16 protein-coding genes are annotated in these 19,116 nt (G+C 35.0%); 11 read left to right on the forward strand and 5 right to left on the reverse strand.

The features are described from left to right. Positions 1–32: 32 nt before the first annotated feature. From NEH74_RS09880 to NEH74_RS09890, 3 genes are all read right to left on the reverse strand, one after another. Positions 33–479, reverse strand: coding sequence for a hypothetical protein (locus NEH74_RS09880; RefSeq protein ID WP_055243853.1), 447 nt, complete (start codon positions 477–479; stop codon positions 33–35). 145 nt (positions 480–624) lie between these two features. Further along, positions 625–1,656, reverse strand: a complete 1,032-nt coding sequence (locus NEH74_RS09885; RefSeq protein ID WP_055305739.1) for an FAD:protein FMN transferase — start codon at positions 1,654–1,656, stop codon at positions 625–627. Positions 1,657–1,755: 99 nt separating this feature from the next. Continuing rightward, complete coding sequence (locus NEH74_RS09890; RefSeq protein ID WP_055305738.1) at positions 1,756–2,631, reverse strand: hypothetical protein; 876 nt, start codon at positions 2,629–2,631, stop codon at positions 1,756–1,758. 392 nt (positions 2,632–3,023) lie between these two features. On the opposite strand from NEH74_RS09890, the gene NEH74_RS09895 reads away from it, so the two are divergent. The 10 genes from NEH74_RS09895 (at position 3,024) to NEH74_RS09940 (ending at position 14,601) form a co-directional block, all read left to right on the forward strand. Then, on the forward strand, positions 3,024–5,021 hold the full coding sequence (locus tag NEH74_RS09895; protein WP_055243846.1) for an NAD(P)/FAD-dependent oxidoreductase: 1,998 nt from the start codon (positions 3,024–3,026) through the stop codon (positions 5,019–5,021). A gap of 128 nt (positions 5,022–5,149) precedes the next feature. Continuing rightward, positions 5,150–6,115 (forward strand): polyprenyl synthetase family protein, encoded by a 966-nt coding sequence (locus tag NEH74_RS09900; protein WP_055305737.1) that lies wholly within the window; start codon positions 5,150–5,152, stop codon positions 6,113–6,115. Between the two features lie 218 nt (positions 6,116–6,333). Next, positions 6,334–7,911, forward strand: coding sequence for a glucose-specific PTS transporter subunit IIBC (gene ptsG, locus NEH74_RS09905; protein ID WP_055305736.1), 1,578 nt, complete (start codon positions 6,334–6,336; stop codon positions 7,909–7,911). 125 nt (positions 7,912–8,036) lie between these two features. Next, the gene (locus tag NEH74_RS09910; protein ID WP_055243840.1) at positions 8,037–8,540 is read left to right on the forward strand and encodes a PTS glucose transporter subunit IIA; all 504 of its coding nucleotides are present in this window, start codon (positions 8,037–8,039) and stop codon (positions 8,538–8,540) included. 83 nt (positions 8,541–8,623) lie between these two features. After that, positions 8,624–8,890 carry a phosphocarrier protein HPr gene (locus tag NEH74_RS09915; protein WP_262941337.1) on the forward strand — a complete coding sequence of 89 codons (267 nt, stop codon included), beginning with the start codon at positions 8,624–8,626 and terminating at the stop codon, positions 8,888–8,890. A 181-nt stretch (positions 8,891–9,071) separates the two neighbouring features. Further along, complete coding sequence (gene ptsP / locus NEH74_RS09920; protein ID WP_055276445.1) at positions 9,072–10,781, forward strand: phosphoenolpyruvate--protein phosphotransferase; 1,710 nt, start codon at positions 9,072–9,074, stop codon at positions 10,779–10,781. A gap of 118 nt (positions 10,782–10,899) precedes the next feature. Beyond that, positions 10,900–11,685 (forward strand): polysaccharide deacetylase family protein, encoded by a 786-nt coding sequence (locus tag NEH74_RS09925; protein ID WP_238581302.1) that lies wholly within the window; start codon positions 10,900–10,902, stop codon positions 11,683–11,685. Between the two features lie 142 nt (positions 11,686–11,827). Next, positions 11,828–12,694 (forward strand): polysaccharide deacetylase family protein, encoded by an 867-nt coding sequence (locus NEH74_RS09930; RefSeq protein ID WP_055305734.1) that lies wholly within the window; start codon positions 11,828–11,830, stop codon positions 12,692–12,694. A 15-nt stretch (positions 12,695–12,709) separates the two neighbouring features. Continuing rightward, on the forward strand, positions 12,710–13,393 hold the full coding sequence (locus NEH74_RS09935) for a hypothetical protein (RefSeq protein WP_055305733.1): 684 nt from the start codon (positions 12,710–12,712) through the stop codon (positions 13,391–13,393). A 347-nt stretch (positions 13,394–13,740) separates the two neighbouring features. Beyond that, positions 13,741–14,601, forward strand: a complete 861-nt coding sequence (locus NEH74_RS09940) for an NAD(P)-dependent oxidoreductase (protein WP_212725018.1) — start codon at positions 13,741–13,743, stop codon at positions 14,599–14,601. 26 nt (positions 14,602–14,627) lie between these two features. On the opposite strand, the gene NEH74_RS09945 is transcribed toward NEH74_RS09940, so the two are convergent. Together NEH74_RS09945 and NEH74_RS09950 are read right to left on the reverse strand one after the other, a co-directional pair. Continuing rightward, positions 14,628–15,020, reverse strand: coding sequence for a hypothetical protein (locus NEH74_RS09945; RefSeq protein ID WP_055243311.1), 393 nt, complete (start codon positions 15,018–15,020; stop codon positions 14,628–14,630). Positions 15,021–15,091: 71 nt separating this feature from the next. After that, positions 15,092–15,892 carry a metallophosphoesterase gene (locus NEH74_RS09950; RefSeq protein WP_055243310.1) on the reverse strand — a complete coding sequence of 267 codons (801 nt, stop codon included), beginning with the start codon at positions 15,890–15,892 and terminating at the stop codon, positions 15,092–15,094. A 522-nt stretch (positions 15,893–16,414) separates the two neighbouring features. Between NEH74_RS09950 and polA the strand changes: the two genes are divergently transcribed. Then, positions 16,415–19,051 (forward strand): DNA polymerase I, encoded by a 2,637-nt coding sequence (gene polA, locus NEH74_RS09955; RefSeq protein WP_262941338.1) that lies wholly within the window; start codon positions 16,415–16,417, stop codon positions 19,049–19,051. Positions 19,052–19,116 lie beyond the last annotated feature (65 nt).

Raw genomic sequence — 19,116 nt, forward strand, 5'->3', positions numbered from 1 at the left:
ATTATCTCCTACTCGATTAAGGTGTTATTATATTAGCACATTGGTGTTCTTGGTCCGCATGAGTTTTGTTGCATGGCTAATGCGCACCAGTCTTCGTTACGGAGTCCATGGTCATATTGGTGAGTTTCCATTCCTTCTTGTTTACAGATTACATAATCATGATGATTATGATGATGGTGAACATTGCGTACAACAACTGGTACGATATGTTCTACTCGATGATGATGGTGTACTTCTGGCATACAACATACAGTAGGCTCAACGACTTGGCAGCAACTTTCAAATTGCATAGGTCCACAAACTGGTGCTGGCATTGGATAGGCAGGTTGCATTGGTGCAACTTGAGGAGCCATAACTTTTGTTTCACATGCTTCAGGTACGTTGACCATCTCTGTTTTTACTGGCATTGGTTGTTGCATAGTAGGCATTGCATACATCATTGGAGCTTTATATCCTCCACATCTATTATATCCATTCATAACTCATAACATCCTTTCCTCAGTAATTCAATTACAATATAGTATATTACAGGAGGTTGAAGTGGGTTTGGCGGAAGCCCAAATTAATTATTTTTCTATACAATTTAACTATAAAAAAAGACCAAAAGTATTGGTCTTTTTTGTTTTATTGTACAAGGGTAAATGTATCGTCAGTTAATTGAAAGTAATCTAGAAATCCTGATGTTGCATAGAGTTGCTTTTCATCCGTAACATATAGTGCTTCAACCCCAGAAATTGACTCAATTAAATTTAATCCTTGTTCAATCCCAAGAGCAAAAGCTGTTGTAGATAAGGCATCGGCAGTCATTGAACTATCAGCAATAATGGTGACTGACATGACATTATTTTGAACAGGATATCCTGTTTGCGGATCTAAAATGTGATGATAAATAACTCCATCTTGCTCAAAATAACGTTCATAAGTTCCAGATGTTACAACTGTTTTATCTTTGACACTGGCAATTCCAAGATACTCACCACGTGTTGAAAAGGGATTTTGGACTCCAATTTTCCAAGCTGCTTGGTTGGGTTTCTCACCATATGCATAAACATTTCCACCTAGGTTGATGATGGCATGCTTATTTCCATGTTGTTTTAAGATAGAGGCGGTAACGTCTGCTGCGTATCCTTTAGCAATTCCCCCTAAATCAATCATCATATGGGGCTGAGTTAGTTTTATTGTAAGATCTTTTTCATTTAACTCCACGTTTTTATAGTTGATTAAAGTTAAACTGTTTTCGATTTCTGAAGCCTCTGGAACATGGGCATCATCAAATCCAATTTCCCATAGTTTAACTAATGGTCCAACGGTAATATCAAACTTACCTTTTGCCAGTTCCGAATATGTTAAACCTGCTTTAATGACATCAAATGTGTTTTGAGAAACCTTAACTGCTTCTAACCCTGCTTGACGATTAATTTCAATAATTTCACTGGTTGTTGCATTATTAATTGTCATCATTGTTTCAATTTCTTCAATCGCATTGAAAATTTCATCAAAAATCTCTTGTTTAGGATTATCGTACAACGTAATATTGACAATTGTACCAAGTAAAAATTTATTTTGTGATACAGGCTCAACTGGTGTTTCTTCTTTTGTTTGACAACCTACTAATAGAAGTAGGAAGACAAACAAAAAGGGCTTCATATGTTTCATAGTTGTCTCCTCCATTTTTTTCTCTTTAATAGGATATCATATTCTAGACTATAAAAAAAAGATAAGATTTTCAACTTGTGAAAATCTTATCTTTTCAATTTAGTCTAATAATGGACCACTAGCCAGTGCTTTTATAGCTAGTTCGATAAATTGATGGACTTCAATTGTTACTCCATTGACATCAGTTGTTTTATTTTGTTCATTGAATGTCATTTGCATGGGATCTTGAATTTCAATTAAATGCTGTTCTAAGAGGTTGGCTTGCTGATTCCAGTGCTTTGAGTACGCTTCTTCATCTAATACCTGATTAGCTGCTTTTAGATTGTTAGTAGGAACGGTATCCCAATGAGCAGCAATAATATATCCGTTTTCAATTAGCATATTAATCGTGTGTTTCATTCCATTATTACTATCTTCTGTTTCGGCAAAGTATTGTCCATTTTGATAAGGACCTATTTCAATTGGTCCTTCTGTCATCGCAGTATTGAATAATTCAATAAACGGAGAGAGGTCAATTGTAATACCTTCAATAGTAGGAATGGTGTCCGCTGTCAATAATTCATGATAATCTTGATCGTTTATAAGATAGGACTCTATTAATTGTAGTTGTTCATGCCATTTGAGATCTGATGAATCAATAGTGTCCGATATATATTCTCCATTAATCGATAGAGTTCGTTTATAGGTTGTTGCTTGTTCATTGACCGCATCAAATGTTATACTTTCAATTTGTCCATTAACGACTTCAAAGTTAACGATATTTTTCCATCCATTAGTAGAATAAGTATCCGCTTCAGCGAAATAATGACCATCATTTAGTGTCTGAATTGGAGTACTCAAGTCGTTAGATTCAATCGTTAATAATTTAACATTATCTGATTGCAAGAGTACCTCAGTATGAGTATCATTTGCATCGCAAGCGCCTAGTAGGCTAATCATTGAAATGATGGTCAGTGATATGGTTTTATATTTCATAAACTGTCCTCCTATTATTTCAAGTTAAAGTCCTTTTTGTTATTTTAACATAGCTCGAGCAAAGTTGATATGGGCAAATGTTACTTTTATTGTCGAAGAAAAACTAGATCAGTTTCAAAAAGTGAAATTTAATTCAGAGGTAATGATGTTTAGTCATAGATAAATATTAATAGGGAAAATAAGCAGGCTAACAAAAAGATTGTATTTGTGAAAAAATGTGATAAAATATTAGTGAACTAAATGGATTTCTAGTTTGAGAGATTAACTTTCCTATTTAATAAAGTATTGTGTCGAAATAAAGGGCTGACACTGAATATGGTATTAGGGGAAGTTACTTTTTTTATGACGGTGAGAGGTTATAAAGAAAGCGTGGTTATTTGAGGAGGAGTTTCATGAAGAAAGTAGTAGTACTTGGTGGAGGATATGCAGGTGTCCTTACAGCTAAGAAATTAGCCAAAAAATTCAAGAAGAACAAAGATGTTCAAATTACATTAATTGATAAGCAATCGTATCATACAATGTTGACGGAGTTACATGAGGTAGCTGCAGGACGTGTTAACGAAGAATCAATTCGTATGGATTTAAAGAGTATCTTTGCAGGACGTAATGTCAATGTTGTGTTAGATGAAATTAAGAATATTGATTTTGAACAAAAGGTTTTAACATCTAACGATGCAACGTATGAGTATGATTATTTAGTGATGGGAACTGGATGTAAACCAACATTCTTTGGTATTCCAGGATCTGAAAATGCACATCAATTATGGTCTTATACTGATGCAGTTAACTTACGTGAACACATTTTAAATATGTTCCGTCAAGCTGCTTTAACAGCAGATAAAGAGAAGCGTCGTGAGTTATTAACATTCGTAACAGTTGGGGCTGGATTCACTGGAGTTGAGATGGCTGGTGAATTAGGAGAATGGAAAGATGAATTATGTCGTTCATTCCATATTGATAAAGATGAAGTGACTTTATACGTGGTTGATTTTGCACCAAAAGTGTTACCAATGTATCCAGATAAATTAGTTCGCAAAGCAGAGCGTCGTTTAATTAAATTAGGAAATGAATTAGTGATGAATTCTGCGGTAAGCGAAATTCATGAGGATAAAGTAGTTTTAAATAAAGGTGAAAAAGTCATCAATACACGTACTGTTATTTGGGCAGCAGGTATTGAAGGTTCAGATATTGTTGATCAAGCTCAAGTTGAAAAAGCTGGTCGTGGACGTATTGTGACAAATGGTCACTTACAAGCAAAAGATTATCAAGATGTTTATGTCGTTGGAGATAATATTTTCTATATTCCTGAAGGAGAAGAACGTCCAGTTCCTCAGATGGTTGAAAATGCAGAGCATTCAGCACCAGTTGTTGCGCATAATATTGCCGTAGATATTAAAGGTGGAGAATATAAAACTTATAAACCAACATTCCACGGTTCAATGGTATGTATTGGATCTCGTTATGGAGTAGCTCAAGTTGGAATGCCGGGGATGTGGTTCAATTTATCAGGATTCTTCGCAATGGCATCAAAGCATTTAATTAACTTAGTATACTTTGTTCAAGTTTTAGGATTCAATAAAATTTGGTCATATTTAATGCATGAGTTCTTCCATACAAAAAATAACCGTTCAATGGTAGGTGGATTATTATCTAATTCAGCTCCAGTATTCTGGAAGTTCCCATTACGTGTATTTGTCGGATTTATGTGGTTACAACAAGGTTTATCAAAATTACCTAAAATTATTCATGATTTCAATAATGTATTCTTATTACCACAACCTCCAAAAGCGGACGCATTAGGTGCAGCATCAGGAGCAGTAACTGAAGCTGTAACAGCAGCGTCAGGAGCGGTAGCTGAAGCTGTAACAGCGGCGTCAGGAGCGGTAACTGAAGCTGTAACAGCAGCGTCAGGTGCAGTTAATGAAGTGGCAAATCAGGTGGCTTCAAATGGTGGAGATATCTTTACAATGTTAGCTGATTTAATTCATGATTTTATGAATTGGATTGCAGTCTTACCTGTTCCAGGATTTGTTGAAAATATGGTAGGATGGTCAATGGATGCCTTCTTCTATACTCCAGATGGAACACAATTTACCCAATTAGCAAGCTTAGTTCAAGGTGGAATGATCTTCGGAGAAATCATCTTCGGTGGTATGTTAATTATCGGTTTATTCACTCCAGTCGCAGCGATTGCAACAATTGCAATGGGATGTATGATTTGGGCTTCGGGTATGGCGCCAACTGAAATGTTATGGTACTTAGTTGGAGGATTCGCTTTAATTGGAAACTCTGGAATGGTATTAGGTTTAGATTATTATGTTTGGCCTTGGTTACGCGAGATGATGAAACGTATTCCATTATTAAGAAAATGGTATCTATACGTTGATTAATTTATAATATAACAATTGGGGAAACATAGTTAATACGATAGCGTATTGGCTATGTTTTTCTTCTGATAGCCGGTATTTTCAACGGGTTGATATATAAGGTAGTATTCCAATGATGTAGGTGATAACGTATGAATTCATTTTGGCAAGAAAAAACCGCGATGATTGCTCACCTTAATGAGGTTGATCAAGTTATTGGGAAACAATTAACAGTTAAGCAACGAAAGATGAATGAAATATTACAAGATCTAGCATCATCAGGTGGAAAGCGAATTCGACCTGGATTATGTATTATTGGCGCTGGATTCGGATCTAAACCAATTGAATCCATTTATCCACTAGCTGCCGTTCTTGAAATGTTACATTTAGCCACTCTTGTTCATGATGATATTATTGATGATGCAACACATCGTCGTGGAGCATTAACAACGCAACAAAAATATGGAAAAGATTATGCTGTTTATACTGGTGATTACATCTTTACCAAATGCTTTGAAATCTTAGCAGAAAATTATGAACTTCATCATATGAAGGAATTATCAAAGGCGGTTTCTCGTGTCTGTGTTGGTGAAATTGAACAATTTGATGGTCGTTTTAAATCGCATACTTCTGTTAAGAAATATTTAAAAATTGTGGGCGCTAAAACATCTGCACTTTTAGCAACTAGCTTAGCAGTTGGTGCTTATGAAGCGGGGTGTGATGAACGATTCTGCAAAAAGCTTGGTAAGATTGGACTGCATGTTGGGAATGCTTTTCAAATTATCGATGATATTTTAGATTATACGGGGGATGAGGCTCGAGTTGGTAAGACATTAGGAAATGACTTAAAACAGGGGTACTACACATTACCATTAATTTATGCTTTAAGAAAAAATGATTCAGTTCTAAATAGGTTATTAGCAGCTGATGTTTATGATGATGAAACAATCAAACGTATTATTGTTCGTGTGAATGAGTTAGGTGGTGTACGTCAAGCACAATTACTTGCTGAGAAATACACCATTAAATCTTTAAAAGAAATCTCATCTCTTCCAACGTGTCAATCACGAGATGATTTAGAATGGATTACAAAGCGACTATTAGTAAGAGAGCATTAGAGTTATTCTAATGTTCTTTTTTTATCTTAACGTTATAAGGTTATATTGTTATCGTAACCAAAACCGTGAAAAAGTGACAAAAATATGGATTTGTTATCTACATAATATAGGGTATATAGGTTAAAATATAGAAAGTGGTACTTGTTTAATTTTTTAATAACAAAGAGAGAGTGAATCCCCGTACTACTTATAGTTTATTTTTGAAAGGAGATTTAAAAATGAAAACTTTACAACGAATTGGTAAGGCATTTATGGTGCCAGTCGCCTTATTACCAATTGCCGGATTGTTATTAGGAATTGGGGCATCAATGCAACAATCACTTTTAAATTATCTTCCATTTTTAGATAATGAGTTCTGGCAAACAGTTGCAGCCGTTATGAATCAATCGGGTCAAATTGTATTTGATAATTTACCTTTGTTGTTTGCAATCGGAGTTGCTTCAGGATTAACTGGAGATAAAGGAGTCGCTGCACTGGCTGCAACAGTTGGTTTTTTAATTATGAATGTTGTAACAGGAATTTTTATGCCTGATACGTTGCCTGAAAAGTTATATGCAAATATCTTAGGAATTGAGACTTTACAAACTTCTGTTTTTGGTGGGGTTATCATTGGGTTATTAACGGCTTATTTATATAATAAGTTTTATAATGTTAAGTTCCCAGATATTTTATCTTTCTTTGCCGGAGCACGTTTTGTTCCAATTATTACAGCATTATCATCTATTTTAGTCGGAATTGTTTTAGCCTTCATTTGGCCACCAATTGGTAATTTAATTGCAAGCTTCGGTAATATTGTTGCATCTGAGGGAACAAATCCACTTTATATTTGGCTATATGGAACAGCAGAGCGTGCTTTAATTCCATTTGGCTTACATCATGTTTTCTATTTCCCTCTTTGGTATACAGAAGCAGGAGGAATTTATACATCAATAGATGGTGTTGTTGCAATGGGGGATCAAAGAATTTGGTTCCAACAATTATCTGATTTTTCAAACTACGGTTACCAAGCGATGCTTGAAAATGTCCAAGCTCAAGGAGCGACATTAGCTGGACGCTTCATGACAGGAAAATATCCATTTATGATTTTTGGACTTCCAGCTGCTGCCTATGCCATGTATCAAGAAGCAACCCCTGAACGTCGAAAAGCCGTAAGTGGTTTACTTTTATCAGCCGGATTAACAGTCGCCTTAACGGGAATTAGTGAACCTATTGAATTTACATTCTTATTTGTTGCTCCCGTGTTATTTGCAATTCATGCTGTGTTAGCTGGATTATCATTTATGTTAATGTATTTATTTAATGTTCATGTTGGAATGACATTCTCTGGAGGATTAATTGATTTAGCGGTTTATGGAATTTTACCAGGAAATGAGTTTACTAGTTGGATTCGTATTCTTTTAGTGGGAATTTTCTACGCACCACTGTACTACTTTATTTTCCGATTTGCGATTCGACGTTTTAATTTGCCGACACCAGGACGCGGTGAATCGGAAGATAAGTTAGTATCTAAAGCTGATTATCAAGCATCTAAATCAGTATCTCGTGATGAAAAAGCTGCTGCAATTTTATCTGCTTTAGGTGGCTCAGGAAATATTGACACCTTAGATGCATGTATGTCACGTTTACGTGTTTCAGTGCATGATATTGACGAAGTTGATCAATTAAAAATTAAAGAATTGGGAGCTTCAGGGATTTTTGTTTCAGGTAATAATTTACAAGCAATCTTTGGAACAACATCAGATCAGCTAAAATCCCAAATTGAAGAAATTATTCGCGAATCAGAAAAAAATAAGTAAAAAATAGTTGAAAAGAATAATAGTTGACCGTAGAAAGCGCTTTTATTTTAAAAAAAAGTAAAATACATCTATATTTGTTGAAAAAAAACACTATAATAGATATGAAAGATATTAGGAGGTGCACCATGGGAATTTTTGACACATTCAAAAACTTATTCAGCAAAAAGACTGAAGAACCAAAAAAAGGAATCTTTGCTCCAATTTCTGGTACATTATTACCGATTAGCGAAGTTCCAGATCCAGTATTCAGTCAAAAAATGATGGGAGACGGATTTGCTATCGAGCCAACTGAAGGAAAAGTATATTCTCCAGTTACAGGTAAAGTATTAAATGTTTTCCCAACAAAACACGCTGTAGCATTAGAATCTAACGAAGGGCATGAAATCTTAATTCACTTCGGTATGGATACTGTTACATTAAAAGGTGAAGGATTCACTGCTCATGTTGGAGAGGGAGATACAGTAACACCTGATACATTGTTATTATCAGTTGATTTAGATGCTGTACGTCCAAAAGTACCATCATTAGTGACACCAGTTGTTTTCACTAACTTAGGTGATAAAGCAATCGAGTTAAAGAAAACAGGATCAGTAACACACGGTGAAGCTAGCATTTTAGAAATTAAATAAATTTGTGAAGTATATAACTTGATTTTTAGAGATTGACACGTTACAATAAACGTAGAAATCACTTATGGAAAGAGGAGCGATTATTGATGGAAAAAATCTTCAAAATTACAGATGAAACTGGATTACATGCTCGCCCTGCTACAGTATTAGTAAATACAGCTAGCAAATTCAATGCAGAAATCTCATTAACATACCGTGACAAAAAAGTTAACTTAAAATCAATCATGGGTGTTATGTCTTTAGGAATCCAACAAGGTGCTGAGATTACAATCTCTGCTGAAGGTGATGATGCTGAAGCAGCAATCACAGCTTTAACAGAAACTATCACAACTCAAGGATTAGGTGAATAATACTTATCTAATTTAGATACAATAGTACTGGGAAACCAGTACTTTTTATTTGCTTATTTTTGGATAATTATGTGACAAAACAACACATGTAACCTGTTACATATAAAAGTTTATTGTGTAACCTGTTACATATGTTATAATAATTAAGTATATATCCAGTGAAAATGAAAGGGGTAGCATTGTGAATATTAAAGGTATCGCAGCGTCAAATGGTATTGCAATTGCAAAAGCATTTAAATTAATTGAACCAGAATTAACTGTAGTGAAAGCTACAATTTCGGATGTTGAGGCAGAAATCAACTTATATAAAGAGGCTTTAGTTAAAACAACTGAAGAGTTACAAAAAATTAAAGTTAAAGCTGCACAAAACTTAAGTGAAGAAGAAGCAGCAGTATTTGATGCTCACATCAATATGGCAAATGACCCTGAGTTATTAAGCCAAACAACAGATAAAATCAAATCTGAAAGCGTTAATGCTGCTTATGCATTTGATGAAGTTTCAAATATGTTCATCATGATGTTCGAAAGCATGGATAACGAATACTTCCGTGAGCGTGCAGCAGATATTAAAGATATTAAAAAACGTATTTTAGCTCATTTATTAGGAGTTAAAGTAAATGATCCAAGTACAATCGATGAGCAAGTTGTTATCATCGCTGAAGACTTAACACCATCTGATACAGCTCAATTAGATCGTAACTTCGTTAAAGGATTTGCTACAAACATTGGGGGACGTACATCTCACTCTGCAATCATGGCACGTTCTTTAGAAATCCCAGCAGTAGTTGGTACAAAAACAATCTTAGAAGATGTTAAAGATGGAGATATGATCATCTTAGACGGATTAGAAGGAAATGTAATCGTTAATCCAACAGCTGAGCAAGTAGCTCACTATGAAGAAGTAGCTAAACAATACGAAGCTCAAAAAGCTGAATGGGCTAAATTAAAAAATGAAAAAACGGTTTCTAAAGATGGACAACACGTTGAGTTAGCTGCTAACATCGGAACTCCAAAAGATGTTGAAGGTGTTTTAGCTAACGGTGGAGAAGCAGTAGGATTATACCGTACTGAGTTCTTATACATGGGACGTGACAACTTCCCAACTGAAGAAGAGCAATTCGAAGCATACAAAGCAGTATTAGAAGCAATGGGAGATAAACCAGTTGTTGTTCGTACATTAGACATTGGTGGGGATAAAGAGTTACCATACTTACACTTACCAAAAGAAATGAACCCATTCTTAGGATACCGTGCGATCCGTTTATGCTTAGATGATACAGATTTATTCCGTACTCAATTACGTGCTTTATTACGTGCGAGTGCTTACGGAAAATTACGTATCATGTTCCCAATGATTGCAACATTAAATGAATTCCGTTCTGCAAAAGCATTATTATTAGAAGAAAAAGCTAAATTAGTTGCAGAAGGTGTAACAGTTTCTGAAGAAATCGAAGTTGGTATGATGGTTGAAATTCCGTCAGCAGCAGTATTAGCTGATCAATTCGCCAAAGAAGTAGACTTCTTCTCGATCGGAACAAATGACTTAATCCAATACACAATGGCTGCAGACCGTATGAATGAGAAAGTTTCATATTTATATCAACCATATAACCCAAGTATTTTACGTTTAGTAAAAATGGTTATTGATGCAGCACACAAAGAAGGTAAATGGACTGGAATGTGTGGAGAAATGGCTGGAGATCAAACAGCTATCCCATTATTATTAGGATTAGGATTAGATGAATTCTCAATGTCAGCAACTTCAATCTTACCTGCTCGTTCATTAATCAGTAAATTATCAAAAGCTGAGATGGCTGACTTAGCTGCTGAAGCATTAAACAAATCAACAGTTGAAGAAGTTATCGAATTAGTAGAAAGCATTCAAAAATAATGAATTTTAAGTGTGAAGAATTTTCTTCACACTTTTTTTATTCTTGCAAGAAATGCAATAATTTAAGAGAAAATGTCGCATAATATGAAGGAAGTTTATATGAAAAGAGTTGAAAAAAATGAGAAATTCATTATTTAATGAGAAATTAAATACAACTTTAAAGTCATTTTTATTTTTAATATTTGGAGTTATATTAATGGCTTTATGTTGTATGAATACGATAACACCAAGGGCAGCAACCGTTGATGATCGAATTGATCATTTTATTTATCAAGATCCAAAGCCAGAAAAAGTTGTTTATTTAACGTTTGATGATGGGCCATCTAAATATACATTAGATTTATTAAACTTATTAGAGGAGGAAGATGTTCCTGCTATTTTTTTTGTTATTGGTGAAAATATTGATCTTTTATCAAATGCAGATGAAGTTCTTAATGAAGTCTTAAAAAGAGGGCACTATATTGGACTGCATAGTATGACACATAATATGGATAAGTTATACAATGTTCCAGGAGCCCCACAAAACTTCGTGAATGAAATGCTAGAAGTTAAGGCTAAAATCAAAGAGTTAACAGGTTTTGAAAGTAATCTATGTCGACCTCCTTATGGTGGAAAGACTCATTTTAAAGCAGGGCATTATAAAGCATTAGAGGAAGCAGGACTTGAGTGTGTGGATTGGAATGTGGATTCATTAGATTGGTCGAAATCAAGTGCTGATGCAATCTTTAATCAAGTCGTCGCAGATTTAAAACACAGTAATTATCCAAATGAGGTTGTCTTATTATTTCATGAGAAAAAATTAACCTTAGAAGTGTTACCACGAGTGATTGAATATTATCGTAATCAAGGATATGTTTTTATGCCTTATTATGAGGGGGAAGAATTTGATTGTATGAAAAAATAGTCAAATTTATTATGAGCCAAAAAGAAATAATATAAACCATAAATTACCTTCTGTTTTTGTAGAATATTGTTGGAATTTAGAATGCATTTTCACAATGGGTATTGTATAATTAAAACAAATACAACAGATGGAGGGAAAAGTAGTGGCAAGACAACAGTATTATTCAAATTATGGTAGTTATGGTCGCCGCAATCGTGTAAAACCACAGGCTTACATTATTTTTACATTAGTGGCTTTCTTACTTGTTGTTGGAAGTTTCGTATTTAATATTTTTCAACAAGTAAATAGCTTAAGTGTGGCGACTGTTGAGCCAAGTTCTTTAAATTTTGAACCGATTACGACGGTTAATAGTTGGCATAACAAAGAGGCTAAATTTGTTTATTTAACATTTGATGATGGGCCATCTCAAAATGCAGAGAAAATCTTAGACATTTTAGATAGTTATGATATTAAAGGAACATTTTTTGTTCTAGGATCATCAATTGATAGATATAGTGGTTCAAAAGATATCTTAAAGCGTATGGCAGATACCGGTCACTACATTGGGATGCACTCGATGACGCATGATTATTCAACCTTATATGGTGACGAGAATGCGGCTCAAAACTTTGCCGGTGAGATGTTAGAAGAACAGGCACTCCTTAAAGAAATTACAGGTGGATTTGAGAGTGAATTATGTCGTGCCCCTTATGGGACAGGTGGAGGAACTTTTACAGATGCTCACGTTGAAGAGTTAAATAAAATTGGGGTTAAATGCTGGGACTGGGATGTTGATTCATTAGATTGGGAATCAGGAGCTTCAGTCGATAGTATTATGAAAAATATTGAATATTGTATGAATTTATGGAATTATCCAAGACAAACCGTTGTTTTATTCCATGAAAAAGACGTCACAGTTGAAGTCTTACCAAAAGTTATTCAATATTATACTGACTTAGGATATGAGTTTTTACCATATAATCCGGATAATCACATTGTTAAAAATCTATTCGGAAGCGATGATTTATAGGGGAGGATTGAGTATATGCGTAAACCATTTTTACCATTTGTTATTATTGGATTAATCGCAACTATTGGGGTATTCTTTGCTCTTACTTATAAATTCCCTGAAGTTGAAGCATTCCAATTTTATCAACAAATTGATCAAGAGATTGTAACCTGTGAGAAAAAATCACCGGATACATTAGAAACGACATTAAATGCCTTGCAATCACATGTGCGTGAGATTATTCTAGTAGGACAAACTTATGATGGAAGCCAGGATGTAACAGAGTTATTTACATCATTTAATGCAGAATATGAAGTGTTAAAAGATTACACAGCTAATGTTGTGACATGTATGAATAGTCAGTTAGAAGAAGTTAATTTTGATAAAGTAGAATCAACGTTATCAAAACTTCCTGAAAACTTAGCATCATTAGGTAAACAAATGTCAGTTTTACAACAAGCACGTACGGAGAAATTAGTTGCTTTAAATGCTGAGTTAGAGGTACTAGCAAAAGAGCTAACTAATTTTGAAGAAATGTTCTATAATACAAAAACAAGTGAAGCAGTTCAATACTTCCAAACTATTAATATGATTTTTAATACAATTGAAGAATTACATACAGAGTATATGAAATCAATTGAGGAGTATTATGCGGTGAAAACGGAATACTATGAAGCGATTGCCAATAAAGGTGTGCCTGACTATTTATTTAAAAAATAATTTTAAAGCTATGAATTTAATTCATAGCTTTTTTTGCATTTGAGTATGTTATAATTTATGTAAGTCCAGAAAAGTTTTTTACGGTGTAAAAAACTTTTAAGACCCTATCAACGGAGAATACATTTCCGTTGCAAATGACAGGGAACCCAAGCCCTAGCAGTTGAGGATTAGATTTCTTTCAGAAATCGCTAGGTGACCCATACCCTACCAGCGGAGGAAACATGCTTCGCATGGCAGGTGACCCACGGCATAATTATTAAGTATTTAGGTTGCCGTAGTAAATGTAGAAAATATTTCTGGTTGTATATAGAAGTAATTAATCGTGTCAAAGAAAGAGGGGGAAGTTCATGAAGATTGGATTTATTGGAATTGGTGTCATGGGTCAAGCAATGGCAGGTCATCTGTTAAAAGCGGGTCATGACTTATATGTTTATAATCGTACAAAAAGTAAAGCTGATCGCTTAGTCGAGGCTGGGGCTATTTGGTGTGATGATGTAAAGAGTATTGCAACAACTTGTGATTTAATATTTACCATTATTGGCGTGCCAGCAGATGTTGAAAGCGTGTATTTAGGTGAAGATGGTTTAGTGAATCATGCAAAAGCTCATTCAATTTTAGTTGATATGACAACCTCGACACCAGATTTAGCAAAACGTATTTATGAAGCAGGGCAAGCTAAAGGATTACAGTGTTTAGATGCACCTGTTACAGGTGGAGATGTTGGGGCGAAAAATGGAACGTTAACGATTATGGTTGGTGGAGACAAAGAAGCATATGATGAAATTTTACCGATTTTAGAGTTAATGGGTCAAACGATTGTTTATATGGGGTCTGCGGGTAGTGGTCAACATACAAAAATGGCGAATCAAATTGCCATTGCAGGAGCGGCTATCGGAATGGTTGAGGCCCTTGCTTATTCTAAAGGAGCTGGACTAGATTTAGAGACTGTTTTAAAGGCAGTAACGAGCGGATCGGCAGCAAGCTGGCAATTAAGCAATATGGCGCCACGTATTATTAAAGATGACTTTAATCCAGGCTTCTTTATTAAACACTTTATTAAAGATATGCGTATCGCTTGTAGTGAATCGAAGGCAATGAATGTGGATTTACCAGGACTTGAGTTAGTCTTAAGCTTGTATGAAGAATGTCAAAAACGAGAGTTAGAAAACTGTGGAACACAAGCTCTCTATAAATTATATGAAAAATAAAAAGTAGACCTCCGGTCTACTTTTTATTATGATAAATAATATTTATTACTTTCTAATACGGTTGTTTCAGTCGGCATGACTGGATTATAAGGTCCATAATATCCAGTTTGTGAAGCTTGTTGTTGGTAAACGGGATAAGATGGTTGTGTATATACGGGTTGTTGGTAGTACACCGGTTGGTAAACGGGTTGATAGACAGGATAGGCATATCCCCCTCCTCCACAACAAGGGCGACCACCACCCCATCCATCAAATAATAGTCCTCCTAAAGCTAACCCGCCGATAAAAGGTAAAAATCCCCATCTTTCATCTTGATTAACACCAGGCATCGCTGATAAATTAGGGACTTGATTGGTTAATGGTGCAGCTGTTCGATAAGGAACTTGAGACGGCACGCTATTTGGATAATTCATTGGCATCAATTCAGACTCCTCCTTCATCTTGCAGTCCTAATTTATGATATGCAAGGGGGATGACATCTGACTCACTTTTATTCTTTGATTAAAAGGAATGAATAAAGTGTCGGACGAGTTAATAAGTTACCTATGTTATTTGGTCGATTTAATCCTCGGTTGACTTGTAAGGTTAATTGATCGGCAAAGCGATAAGTTCCTGAATAAAATTGAGAACAACCTGATGTACTAGATTGTCCTCTACAATGTCCAGATAGTTGAACTTCAATTGGATAATCGGTTACTTTTGCAGCTAATGTTGGTTCATGAAGGAGTAGAATGTTAAAATTATTCGTATTAGTAGATTGTGAAAGCAAGGTATTCAAATCAGGTGAGCTTGATAACGAATCAATCCCGATAAAATTAATGCCTTCACTGCTACCGTTATAGAGTTCAAGTGACTCATTACGAAGAATTTTAAAAGAAGATGTCGTAAGAATATGACTGATTTCATCTGGCTGGCTTAAATCTTTATCCCCTAAGATGGCAAGCTTAGCAAGAGAAGGTTTTAATTGAGAGAGAATTTCGATTGTTTGTGAGCTTAGACTTGAAGTGATGGCTCCTTTTTCAAATAGATCCCCGGTAAAAAGAATAATGTCTGCTTCAAGACGGTTGATTTCATTTACAGATTTTTCAAGAAGCACTAAATCTTCTTCATTTTTAAGATGTAAATCACTAAATTGGATCAGTCGGACTCCATCAAAACTGCTTGGAATATTTAGACTGTTAATAATGGTTTCTTCTACTTTAATGCTATACTTTAAAATACATAGCGAGTAAAAGAAAAATACAATAATAATTGCTGCAACTGAGAGTACATAGATAGGGAATTTCTTCATAATAAATTCATCCTTTACCAAAAAAACTTTTATGACGATATTATATCATAGTTTTTTTAGTTCTATATAGAAACAGATGAATAACATACATTTACTACATCATACTTAAAGTCATCAACAGTTACGATGGAAATTAGTTGATGTTGAAAAATAAGTGAATGAGATGGTAAAGCATAAATAAAAAACAAAAGATGCGTGTCATAGATGTATATTCACTTCTTTCACCCCAAAAGCTAGAACTGAGAATGCCGAAGTAGATGATGGCAGGAAGCCAATGAGCCAGAATGAGTGAGTCTATTGATAAAAGATGAAGAAGTAGAGGTGTCCCTCCGGTTAGGGGAAAGGTTAGAAGGAGTGTAATATTAAAAAGTAGAAAGAGTTGTGGAGATTTTGTGTTTAAATTTTGATTCATTTGAGCACCGTCCTTGTAAAAATGTGTTTTAAACAGTTTTGATGTGTTAAAATAATAGTACAATATAGTAAACAAGGCATAAAAATATGCTAGAGATAAGGGTTGATGCAATGAATACATTAGTTTTAATAGACGGAAATAGTTTAATGTACCGTGCATATTATGCAACAGCATATAGCGGGAATTTAATGAAGACAAGCACAGGTATTTTTACAAATGCGTTATATGGTTTTGTCAACATGATGAATAAAGTCATGGATGATTATAATCACACGCACATGCTAGTGGCCTTTGATGCAGGGAAAACGACATTCAGACATGAGTTTTTAGATAGTTATAAAGATGGACGTAAACCGATGCCAGATGAAATGCGTTCACAAATTAATTTAATTAAAAAATATTTAGACTTACTAGGAGTGAAACGTTTAGAATTACCGACTTATGAAGCGGATGATATTATCGGAACATTAGCGACGCTTGGTGAGCAAACGGATTTTGAAAAAATTCATATCATTACGGGAGATAAAGACTTACTTCAAATGGCTGATGAAAAGACAACCGTTCATATTACACGAAAAGGGGTAACTGATATTGAGTCATTTACACCAGAAGCAGTCTTTGCTAAATATGAATTATCGCCAAGTCAGATTGTTGATTTAAAAGGATTAATGGGAGATCCATCGGATAACTTACCAGGAATCCCAGGGGTTGGAGAAAAAACAGCGATTAAATTGTTAAAACAATTCGGAACAGTTGAAAACCTAGTAGCTCATACAGATGAGTTAAAAGGGAAAATGAAAGAAAAAGTAGAAGCGAATGTGGAACAGGCTTTGCTTTGTAAACGTATGGCAACGATTCATAAAGAAGTTCCACTTCCAGTTACATTTGACGACTTATTGTATCAAGGACCAGAGGCAGCAGAACTCATGGACTTCTTTAAGGAGATGGAGTTTAATGCCTTTCTAAAAAAAATGAAGCTTGAAGAAGTAAAAGAAGAAAAGCCGAAAGCACCGATTCGTATCATTTTAGAAGCGGGAGAGTTAGAAACGTTAAGTTATCAAAATAGTGCCATTCATGTAGAGATTTTTGAGGAAAACTACCATCAGGCTAATATTTTAGGAATTGCGATTGTAAATGAGACAGACGCTTATTATGTGCCTTTTGAAGTGGCAAAGGAAAGCCAAGCATTCATGTCATTTTTAGCGGATGAAGGTGTTAAAAAATCAGTATTTGATGTGAAGCGTTCACGTGTTGCGTTAATGTGGCAAGGATTTGATTTACGTGGTGTTGATTTTGACTTATTATTAGCGACATATGTCATTAATCCAACGAATGTAAGTAATGAATTCAAAAAAGTAGCTCTACATTATGATTATGACGATGTGTTATATGATGAAGAAGTGTATGGAAAAGGGGCGAAACGTGCCGTTGCACCGATCGAGAAAGTGGCCCAACATTCCATTGATATTGCAACTGCAGTCTTTAAGTTAAAAGAAACCGCGCTTGAGCAATTAAAAGAACAAGAGCAGTTAAGTTTATTTGAAGAGATGGAAATGCCTCTTGCTGAAGTACTAGCAGTGATGGAGTATAACGGAATGTCTCTTGATCTAACGACATTAGATGAAATGGGTCAAGATTTAAAAGGGCGTATTGAAGCATTAGAATCCCAAATCTTTGATCATGTGGGAGCACCGTTTAATATCAATTCACCGAAGCAATTAGGAGAGGTATTATTCGAAAAATTAGGGTTACCGGTTGTTAAGAAAACGAAAACAGGCTATTCAACGAATGCAGATGTATTAGAAAAGTTAAGTGATGCTCATCCAATTATTAAATTAATTATGGAGTATCGTACGTTAACGAAATTGTATTCGACTTATATTGAAGGGTTGAAAAAAGCGTGCTATGAAGATGGAAAAGTCCACACGATTTTCAACCAGGCGCTGACTCAAACCGGACGTCTTTCTTCAATTGAACCAAATCTTCAAAATATTCCGATTCGCTTAGAGGAGGGACGCATGATTCGTCGTGCGTTTGTGCCAAGTCAAGAAGGATGGGTGATTTTAGGAGCTGACTACTCGCAAATCGAGCTTCGAATTTTAGCTCATATTTCAAATACCGAGTCGTTAATTGATGCTTTCAAACATGGAGAGGATATTCATAAGAAAACAGCGATGGATGTCTTTAAAGTGTCAGAAGACGAGATGACGTCAGATTTACGTCGCTCAGCAAAAGCAATTAACTTCGGGATCATTTATGGAATGAGTGCCTTTGGATTATCGGAAAATTTAAATATTACGCAAAAAGAAGCGAAAAAATATATTGATCATTATTTAGAAACTTACTCAGGAATTCATCAGTATATGGAAGATACGGTGAAGTATGCGAAGTTTAATGGTTATGTTTCAACGTTATTTAATCGTCGTCGTTATATTCCTGAATTAACACAGAAAAACTATGCCATTCGTCAATTTGGTGAGCGTACCGCAATGAATGCGCCAATTCAGGGGACAGCGGCCGATATCATCAAAAAAGCGATGATTGATGTTCATCAAGCGATGCTTGAGAAAAACGTAAAATCACGTTTATTACTTCAAGTACACGATGAATTAATCTTCGAAGTTCCACAAGAAGAACTAGATATGATGATCGAATTAGTGACGAAAACAATGGAGGACGTTGTCGAACTACAAGTTCCATTAAAAGCTGACTACTCATACGGACCAACTTGGTACGATGCTAAGTAAGAAGTATTCTAAATAAATAATAACAAAAGGACATCCCATTCATTGGTGATGTCCTTTTGTGTGTT

It is taken from the genome of Turicibacter sp. GALT-G1 (genome assembly GCF_025594995.1).
GTDB classification, from domain to species: domain Bacteria; phylum Bacillota_I; class Bacilli_A; order MOL361; family Turicibacteraceae; genus Turicibacter; species Turicibacter bilis.